The following is a 9025-nucleotide window of genomic DNA, read 5'->3' on the forward strand; positions in this document are numbered from 1 at the left end:
TCCGGGCCGACGCTCCCGGGCAGGGCGAGGAGCTGACTCAGGCCCCTACTGACGCAGGCGCTCACCACCCGGCTCCGCTTTCCCTCCAGAAGGCCTCTTGTCATTTCAAGCCGCTGCGGCCGTTCGATCGATCGAGGGGGCACCGTTCTCCGCGGCCGTGAGGACGACCCGGTTTCGCCCGTCGCTCTTCGCCTTATAGAGCGCGTGGTCGCACCGCCTGACCAGAGCGTGGATGGTCTCGCTCCGGTGCCCCTCTACGGTCGCAACACCGATGCTCGCCGTACAGCGATGATCCGGAAATTCCGCCAGCCGGACGGTCGTGACCGACTGTCGCAGCTGCTCGGCCTTCTCGCAGGCGGCAGCGGCACCGCCTGCGAAGAGCATGGCGAACTCCTCTCCGCCGACCCGGCCCACCACGCAATCCTCATCGGAATGAGCGGCGAGCCGCGCGCCGACCTGGCGCAGGACCTCATCTCCCGCCGGATGGCCGTATGTGTCGTTCACGAGCTTGAAGTGATCGAGGTCGATCGAGAGGAGGGAGAGCGACGCCTCCATGGGGAGCCCGTCGAGACGCTGACGCGCGGCCGTGAAAAAGGCGCGGTGATTCAGCAGCCCGGTCAGGGAATCCGTCGTGGCGTCGCGCCGCAGCTCGCGATCGGCCTCTTCCTTGAGGAGCAACAGAAACCCGACGCCACCGCCGACGCAATAGACATACGACGTCACGAGCCCGAGCACCTGCATCCAGTGTCGGTCGTTGATCGTCGCGCTGTGCGCAAACCCGATGTAAGATCGCAGGAACTGCGCAGCGCCATGCGCCGCAAAGATCGCGAACATCATCCAGACCAAGCGGGAGCGCTCGGGCGGTATGATCAGCGCCGCACAGATATAGATGGCGATCAGGCACAAGGTGCCGCTCGCGACTCCGACCATCGACGGCCCGACCTGGGTCGCGACGACCAGGAGGAGCGAACCGATCGCCGCCACGCCGAACGGAAGATGTTTTCCAAGGATCCTGTCCCGTCTCAGGAAGGCGATCGTGGCGCCTTCGATGGCGTGGCCGAAGAAGACCATCGCGGTGGGAACGAGCATGCCCCAGAAGGTCGGCCGCCCGACCCCGAAACCAATCATCAGGCAGGCCACCGCATGCAGGCTGCGCGCGGCGATGAAGGCTCGGAATACGCCTGCATGGCTGCCGCCACTGCCATAGCCGAGCAGGAGCATGATGACCACAACGTCTGCCAGGAACATCAGACGTAACAGGGTGATGACGTCGAGAGAGCTGAATATGTCCACCCGCCGCTCCAAATCCGGCCACGAGACACCGAAAGTTGCTTCATCTCGCTTGCGCAGGGCCGAAATCGGGAAGGGCGAATGGCCTGCCTGATCGTTCTATCGCGCCGCAGTTAACGGCATCTCGCTCGCGCGAGGAGCCGGGCGGACAATGCAAATGGCTGCGGATATGAAATGAATCGCTGACACGAGAACGGTTCGCGGCCCGCGATCCGGTTCGCGCCAAAATATCTTGTTATTCCTCGCGCCGGGCTCTCGCTCGCAGGATGCAGGAGCGAGACTCGTCGATCGGGTGTCCGGGTCTCCCAGAGAAACCGAACATCGCCGCCTTTCAGAGAACCATGCGCGCGTCGCGCATCGCTCCTCCTACGGAAGCGCGCCACCGCGGCATCGGTCGCGGTGGCGTTGTGCAAACCCTTTCGCGCCCTTCATCGGCTCTTCACACGGCCGACCGGGTCGGGCTCGAACCCTGGCCCTCCCCCACCCGGAACCGGGCCGCGTGGCTGCCGATCTCCTCGAACGCCCCCGGCGCCGCGCCCGCCTCGGTGAAGGCCGCCCGCGCCTCCTCCGGGCCGACGCTCCCGGGCAGGGCCAGGAGCTGGCTCAGACCCCCACTGACGCCGGCGCTCGCCACCACCTCGCCACTTAAGCTCGCCACCGCCTCGGCCGCCTCGTCGCGCCAGCGCTCGAAATGGGCGGCGTAGAGCACCCAGTCGCGCTGGGCAGCAGCCGGGTCGTCGAGGGGTTTGGCGATGCAGAAGACCGGGGTGCCGGCCGGGTGGCCGGGCCGCTCGATGAAAGGCAGCCGGGCGATCACCTTCGGGCGGCCCGGCCCCGCGAGCTGGCGCCACCAGGCGCCGGCCGTCACCCCCTGGTCGAGGCGGAACACCCCGAGATCGCCGCGCGAGGCGGCCACCGCCGCGATCACCGCGGCGGCGCTCGGATGCGGCCGGTAGGGCACCGTGAAGCCGAAATGGAACCGGGCCGAATCGCGCATCGGCGCGTCGCCGCCCGAGACGTCGGCATGGACCGCGAACGGCGCCTGCACGTAGGTGAAGGTGGCGATGATGACGCGCCAGATCCCCTCCACCGTGTCGAGGGGGAGCAGGCCTGTGTGGCGCTCGGCGATGGCCCGCATCATCGAGGCCTCGCGGCCGGGCCGGAAGGCGGAGCCGGAGGCCGAGGTCTTCTTGACGGCGATCAGCCGGTCGATGATCCGGCCGCGCTCCATCAGGAGGTCGTGCATCGCCGAATCGATGCGGTCGATGTCGGCCCGGAGGGCGGCGAGGTCGGCGGGCGGGGTCGACGTCATGGCTTTACGCGGAGAAGCGGCAGGAGGAATTGTCTTACGACCCGCCGCGCCCGCGGGCCAGGGCCCGCAGGGCACGGCTCTTCGGGAGAAAGCCCTTCCGTCGATTGACGGGGCGGCAGCGAAGCCTTACCTCTTTCGTCCGTTGAAGCGGAATTTTTGGACGCTTTAACGGCCGGTCCGGTTTGGAGAACGAACCCCCTCCGGATTTTCCCAAGCCAAAGCCTCGTCAAGCCCGCCACCCGGCGACAGCCCCGTGAGAAGCATGGCCACACCACTCCTGAAGCCCGGCCCCGAGGCCGCCTCCCAGGCGGACGAGCCGACGAGCCCCGTCGCCCGGTTCGAAGCCGACGCGCCGCTGGCGATGGATGCGGGCGTGGACCTGGCGCCCTGGCAGATCGCCTACCAGACGGCGGGGACGCTGAACGAGGCGCGCAGCAACGCGGTGCTGGTCTGCCACGCGCTCACCGGCGACCAGCATTTCGCCAACACCCATCCGGTGACCGGCAAGGGCGGCTGGTGGGATCGCCTGGTCGGGCCCGGCAAGCCGGTCGATACCGACCGCTACTTCGTGATCTGCGCCAACGTGGTCGGCTCCTGCATGGGCACGACCGGTCCGGCCTCGCTCAACCCGGCGACCGGCCGGGCCTACGGCCTCGACTTCCCGCTGGTGACGATCCGCGACATGGTGCGCGGCCAGGCGATGCTGCTCGACCGGCTCGGCATCAAGGACCTCTTCCTGTGCATCGGCGGCTCGATGGGCGGGATGCAGGTGCTGCAATGGGCGGCGAGCTACCCCGAGCGGGTCTTCGCCGCGATGCCGATCGCCACGGGGGCGCGCCACTCGGCCCAGAACATCGCCTTCCACGAGGTCGGCCGCCAGGCGATCCTGGCCGATCCGAACTGGCATGGCGGGCGCTACCTCGATGTCGGCACGCGGCCGGCCAAGGGCCTCGGCGTCGCCCGGATGGGCGCCCACATCACCTACCTGTCGGAGCCCGCCCTCCACCGCAAGTTCGGCCGTCGGCTCCAGGACCGTGACGCCCCGACCTTCTCGTTCGACGCCGACTTCCAGATCGAGAGCTACCTGCGCCACCAGGGCATCACCTTCGTCGAGCGCTTCGACGCCAACGCCTATCTCTATCTCACCCGGGCGATGGACTATTTCGACCTCGCGGCCGACCACGGCGGCGTGCTCGCCAACGCCTTCCGGGGCACGCGGACGCGGTTCTGCATCATGTCCTTCACCTCCGACTGGCTGTTTCCGACCGCCGATTCGCGGGCGATCGTCCACGCGCTCAACGCCGCGGCGGCCCCGGTCGCCTTCGTCGAGGTGGAGAGCGACAAGGGCCACGACGCCTTCCTGCTCGACGAGCCGACGATGATCTCGGCCGCCCGCGGCTTCATCGCGGCCGCCGCCCGGGAGCGCGGCCTGTGAGCACCGTCACCGCCTCCCTCGCCCCCGCGATCCTGCCGCAGGATGCCACCGGCTCCTCGCGCATCGACCACCTGGTGATGCTGAACCTCGTCGAGCCCGGCTCCCGGGTGCTCGACGTCGGCTGCGGCGACGGCTCGCTCTTGGCGCTCCTGCGCGACCGGCGCGGCGTCGACGGCCGCGGCATCGAGCTCTCGCGCGAGGGCGTCAATGCCTGCCTCGCCCACGGCCTGCCGGTGATCCAGGGCGACGCCGACACCGACCTCGCGGCCTACCCGGACGATGCCTTCGACTACGTGATCCTGTCGCAGACGATCCAGGCGACGCGCCAGCCCAAGGTGGTGCTGGAGCACCTGTTGCGGATCGGCCGGCGGGCGATCGTGTCGTTCCCGAATTTCGGCCATTGGCGGGTGCGCAGCGAGCTGCTGCTGCGCGGCCGGATGCCGATGACCGACACCCTGCCGGATCCCTGGTACGAGACTCCGAACATCCACCACTGCACGATCCGCGACTTCGTCGGCCTGTGCCGCCTCGTCGGCGCCCGGATCGAGCGCGCCTCGGCGCTCGACGCCTCGGGCCACCCGATGCGCTTCGCCCTGCCGTGGTGGGTGTGGAACCTCGTCGGCACGCAGGGGGTGTTCCTGCTGCGGCGGGGGTGAGGGACCGCCTCGCGGGGCGCCGACGCCGCGGAATCGATCCTCGGCAGCCGGATGGCACTTCGCGGATGCGCGCCGCCTGCACCCGGCCGCCGCGACGCACGACGCCGTCGGGGACGTGGAACAGCTCTAGAGCCCGCGCTTTGGTCCGGCCAGGCCGGCAGGCCGCATGGCTGTGAAGCGGGAGCGCGTCGCATGGCGGATCATCCTGGCAACCGAGACGCCCCGGTCCCCGGCGGCGGGATCTCGCCCGAGACGGGCGCGGCCGGCACGGCCCGCCGGGCGGTGCTCACGCCCGAGGAGCAGCGCGAGCTGAGCCGGCGCCTCGCCCGGGCCGACGGGCCGCGCGACGATGCGGGACGGGCGCCCGATCCCGGCGACCTCCCGGGTGAGGCGGATGACGTCCGGGCGGCCTTCGGCACCGCCGGTGCCGACGCCGGCGGTGGTGCATCACAGGGCTACGGTGGCATGGGCGGCGACGGCACCACGCAATCCGGAATCCTGAGCGCACCGGAGGGCAGCGAGGCGGCGCCGACGCGGATCGACGACGTCCCGGCCTCCGAGCGCGGCAATCCGGACGAGCTTGCCGGCCGCGACGACACGCGCCGCAACCCGCCCCGGCGCGAGGAGACCGGGCCGGGCGGGCAGACGATGTTCTCGAACGATCGGGCGCGCTCGTAGGGACCGGGGGCTACGCCGTTCCCCCAGCCTCGCGCCCGCCGATCCCCGCCCGCCGCAACGTCCCGGCCAGCAACTCGACCTGCGCGGCGATGCGTCCGAAAGCCGCCGATTCCGCTCCGTCCGGCTTCGGCGGCAGCCTGTCGCCGGATGCCATCGCGGCGAGCGCCTGGGTGAGCCAGTCGCGCCAGGCGCGCCACGAAGCGGCGTCGGGCCCCGCCGGCTCGGGCTCGTGGCGCAGGATGGCGAGGCGCCCGGCCATGCGGCGCAGGGTGGCGTCGGCGATCATCGCGGCCTCGATGCGGGAGCGGCCGCGGCGCATCGGCTCCTGCAGGGCGCGGGAGAGCGCGGCTTCGAGGTTGTTGCTGGCGAGCCCCGCCGCCCGGGCGGCGGCCTCGGCGGCGGCGGACGAACCGTCCCCCAAGCGCTCGGCGATCACCGCGTCGGCGTAGCGGGCATGGGTCTGGAGGGCGATGCGCAGGGCGTCGCGCACGCGGCCCGGCTCCCAGAGCGGCCACAGCAGCAGGCTGGCCAGCACCGCCACCGCGCCGCCCAGCACCGTGAACAGGGCCCGCATCCCGACGATCTCCCAGGACGAGTGCCCGGGCTCGACGAGTTCCACCAGCACCACGACGAGGGGCGTCAGGCAGGCGATGAAGGTGCCGTAGCTCACGCCCCGCGCGGCGAAGCCGATGACGCTGAGCGGCACCATCATGGCGGCGAGGATCGGCGGCGAGGTGGCGTAGAAGGCGAGCACCGCGCCGATCACGCCGCCGAGCACCGTGCCGCCGATGCGCTCCAGCGCCCGCTGCCAGGTGGCGGCGTAGAAGGGCTGCATCGTCAGCACCACCGTGATGGTGAGCCAGTGGGTGAAGGGACCCGGCCACCAGACGGTGACGGCGAGCGCCGGCAGCGCCACCGCGGTCGCCCGCACGGCGTGGCGCAGGTTGGCGGAGGACCAGGTGAGGTTGGCCCGCAGGGGCTGCATCACCGTCTCGCGCCAGGGCGGGGCCGGCGCGCCGGCGAGCCCGCCGCCGCCGGCCAGGTCCTCCGGCCCCGACAGCTTGGCGCCGATCCGCACCCGGTCGAGGATGCGCTCGGCCATCCGGCGATACGCCGGATCGGCGTCGGGGGCGGGCTTCGCCCGGGCGAGCGCCCGCTCGATGCGCCTCAGGTCTACCGGCCGGTCGCGGCGGATCGCCCGGGCGAGGATCGTCAGCATCGGCGGCAGCAGGCGCAGGAGCTTGGCGGCTTGCCGCCGCTGCGCCGGGGTGGCGCGCTCCAGGTAATCCGACAGGGCGATCATCACCCCGAAGAGCTGCTCGGCCGCCTCCAGCCGGATCAGCGCCCGGGCATTGCGCTCGGACAGCCGGGCGCGGCTGCGGGCGAGGTCCAGCACCAGGGTGCGGGCGGCCTCGATCGCGTCGCGCACCGCCCGGCGATGGCCTCGCGCATGGGCCTCCCAGACGGCGGGTTCGGTCCCCTGCGGGTCGGCCGAGAGCCGGCGCAGGTCGCGGGCGAGGCGCGACAGGCCGCGCCACACGGCCCCGATCGCCGCATGGGCGGGCCGGTAGGGGTGGAGCCGCCACACCACCAGGGCCAGGAAGGCGGCCCAGAGCCCGCCGGCCCAGAACATCCCGGCGACGACGACGCCCTGCTGCACGCTGAGGGCCCGGTCGAGGGCGAGGCAGAGCACCACCACCAGTACGTTGCCGACGGTCTGGGCCGGCACGCCCCAGACCCGCGCGAAGGTGCAGGCGAAGATGACGACCGAGGCCACCGGCAGCACCAGGGCCGGGCCGTAGCCCTCCATCACCCCGAAGGCACCCCAGACCACGCCGCCGAGCCCCGCGAAGGCGAGGAGCGCCCGCAGGCGCGGCCGGATCGGCCCGCCGATGTCGCAGAAGCAGGTCAGGCTGGCGGCGAGCGCCATGGTGAGGAGCGGCGGCCAGGCCAGCCACCACTCGAGCAGGATGATGCTCGCGAAGGCGATGGCCGCCCGCAGGCCCTCGGCGATGTTGATGCCGGTGAGGTCCGGCGCCACCGGCAGCCGGGCGAGGTCGGGGCCCGGCTCGCGCAGGGTTCCGCGGCGGAGCGATGAGGGCTTCATCGGATGGGAGGGGTCACGGGGCGTTCGGGTCCTCGAAGGGCCCGAGCGTGGCAAGCCGCGTGCCCCGCAGACCGTTATAGGAGGCGGGGCCGCCCCGTGTACCGCTCAACCCGGCGGGCGCGCGGGATAGACCGGCCGGCAGTCGACCGGCGTGGCGCTCCGTCGGCAGAGATAGACCTCCTCCTCCGGATGGGCCTCGATCCGGAAGCCCGAGGCCCGCAGCATCGCCTCGGTGCAGGCGCGGTTGGGCGCCCACCAGTTGGTCGGGTCGCCGGCATAGAGGCGCTCGATGAAGTGCAGCTTCGGGTAGCCCGGATCGTCGAAATGACCGGTGTCGAAGAAGTCGTAATCCTCCGCCACCGGGGCCACGTCGCTCGCACCCCGCTGCATCGACTGGAAGACCATCAGGTCGCCGGCGACGTGGGTGTGGATCAGGTCGAGGGCGAGCAAAGGGTGGCGCAGGTGGTAGAGCACGCCCATGAACAGCACCACGTCGAAGCGCTCGCCCAAGGCCCCGACATCGTAGACCGAGAGGTTGCGGAACTCGATCTCCGCGCCCAAGGCCTCGGCAACGAAGCGGCCCTGCGCCAGGTAGCGCTCGTCCTCGTCGATCCCGAGCACCCGGGCCGCGCCGCGCCTTTTCATCTCGACGGCGTAGAAGCCCGCATTGCAGCCGATATCGAGCACCGACTTGGCCGTGAGGTCCGCCGGCACCGCGTCGGCGAAGCTGCGCCACTTCACCATCGGGTAGTCGCCGAGGAAGTGGTCGGGCGCCGTGAACAGGCCGGGCGCGATCTCGATGTTGTGGAACCAGGGGCCCAGGGCCTCGGCCCCTCTGCGCAAGGACTGGGCGCGCGAGCTGTCGTCGGTCATGCGTGGATCCCCAGGAACGCCCGCTCGTTCAGGCTCTCGACCTTGGCGCCCCAGGCGCCCAGCACCAGCACGCTCACCGAGGCCGGACCGACCTCGAAGCGCTGCATCCCGTCCGCCCCGAGCCCGAGGGCATGGGCGATCACGAGCTTGATCACGTCGGCGTGGCTGACGAGGGCGAGGCGGGCCTCGCCATGGCGCGCGCGCAGGTCCTCGAGACACCGCATCGCCCGGCCTTGAGCCTCCAGGATCGTCTCGCCCCCCGGCGGGCGGGTGACGTGGCGGGCCTGGTTCCAGCCGGTCCAGGTGGAATCGCCGTGCAGGTCGTCGAAGCTCCGGCCCGTCCAGGCGCCGAAATCGATCTCGTTCAGGGCCGGCAGGGTCTCAACCGGGAGCCCCGCCCGGGCCGCCACCGGGGCGGCGGTCTCCTGCGCCCGTTCCAGCGGCGAGGCGTAGATCGCCGCCAGTCCCTCGCCGGCGAGTCGTTCGGCGAGGGATGCGGCCTGGGCCTTTCCCTCGCGCCCGAGCGTCACGCCGGGCATCCGCCCGCACAGGACGCGGCCGAGCCGGTCGTGGGCGGCGTGCCGCACCAGGAAGAAGGTCGTGGTCATGCGCCTCCGGCCCATCGTCGTCGGCAAGCCAGATAGGCCCGGGGGCGCATGACCACGACCTTCTTC

General features: G+C 71.5%; 8 protein-coding genes. 3 read left to right on the forward strand and 5 right to left on the reverse strand.

Features of this window, described 5'->3' with window-relative positions; translation table 11 throughout:
* Positions 1 to 105 precede the first annotated feature (105 nt).
* Both VQ03_RS31215 and VQ03_RS28575 read right to left on the reverse strand, forming a co-directional pair.
* Positions 106 to 1293 carry a GGDEF domain-containing protein gene (locus VQ03_RS31215; RefSeq protein ID WP_053078778.1) on the reverse strand — a complete coding sequence of 396 codons (1188 nt, stop codon included), beginning with the start codon at positions 1291 to 1293 and terminating at the stop codon, positions 106 to 108.
* A gap of 436 nt (positions 1294 to 1729) precedes the next feature.
* Entirely contained in the window at positions 1730 to 2602 is an 873-nt protein-coding gene (locus VQ03_RS28575) for a chorismate mutase (protein WP_048454312.1), read from the reverse strand.
* 262 nt (positions 2603 to 2864) lie between these two features.
* Between VQ03_RS28575 and metX the strand changes: the two genes are divergently transcribed.
* The 3 genes from metX to VQ03_RS28590 all read left to right on the forward strand — a co-directional run bounded on the left by metX (position 2865) and on the right by VQ03_RS28590 (position 5371).
* Entirely contained in the window at positions 2865 to 4037 is a 1173-nt protein-coding gene (metX, locus tag VQ03_RS28580) for a homoserine O-acetyltransferase MetX (RefSeq protein ID WP_048454313.1), read from the forward strand.
* On the forward strand, positions 4034 to 4693 hold the full coding sequence (metW, locus tag VQ03_RS28585; protein WP_048454314.1) for a methionine biosynthesis protein MetW: 660 nt from the start codon (positions 4034 to 4036) through the stop codon (positions 4691 to 4693). Before metX ends, metW begins: the two co-directional genes overlap by 4 nt.
* Before the next feature lie 192 nt (positions 4694 to 4885).
* Positions 4886 to 5371: a hypothetical protein gene (locus tag VQ03_RS28590; protein WP_048454315.1), complete on the forward strand. Its 486-nt coding sequence runs from the start codon at positions 4886 to 4888 to the stop codon at positions 5369 to 5371.
* Between the two features lie 10 nt (positions 5372 to 5381).
* Here the strand turns inward: VQ03_RS28590 and VQ03_RS28595 are convergent, their stop codons facing one another.
* From VQ03_RS28595 to VQ03_RS28605, 3 genes are all read right to left on the reverse strand, one after another.
* A complete protein-coding gene (locus VQ03_RS28595; protein WP_053078779.1) occupies positions 5382 to 7478 on the reverse strand; it encodes an FUSC family protein in 2097 nt (698 codons plus the stop codon).
* Between the two features lie 105 nt (positions 7479 to 7583).
* Complete coding sequence (locus tag VQ03_RS28600) at positions 7584 to 8351, reverse strand: TIGR04290 family methyltransferase (protein WP_048454316.1); 768 nt, start codon at positions 8349 to 8351, stop codon at positions 7584 to 7586.
* Complete coding sequence (locus tag VQ03_RS28605; protein ID WP_048454317.1) at positions 8348 to 8959, reverse strand: histidine phosphatase family protein; 612 nt, start codon at positions 8957 to 8959, stop codon at positions 8348 to 8350. Before VQ03_RS28605 ends, VQ03_RS28600 begins: the two co-directional genes overlap by 4 nt.
* Positions 8960 to 9025: the final 66 nt, after the last annotated feature.

Origin of the sequence: Methylobacterium tarhaniae (genome assembly GCF_001043955.1) — a bacterium.
GTDB lineage: Bacteria > Pseudomonadota > Alphaproteobacteria > Rhizobiales > Beijerinckiaceae > Methylobacterium > Methylobacterium tarhaniae.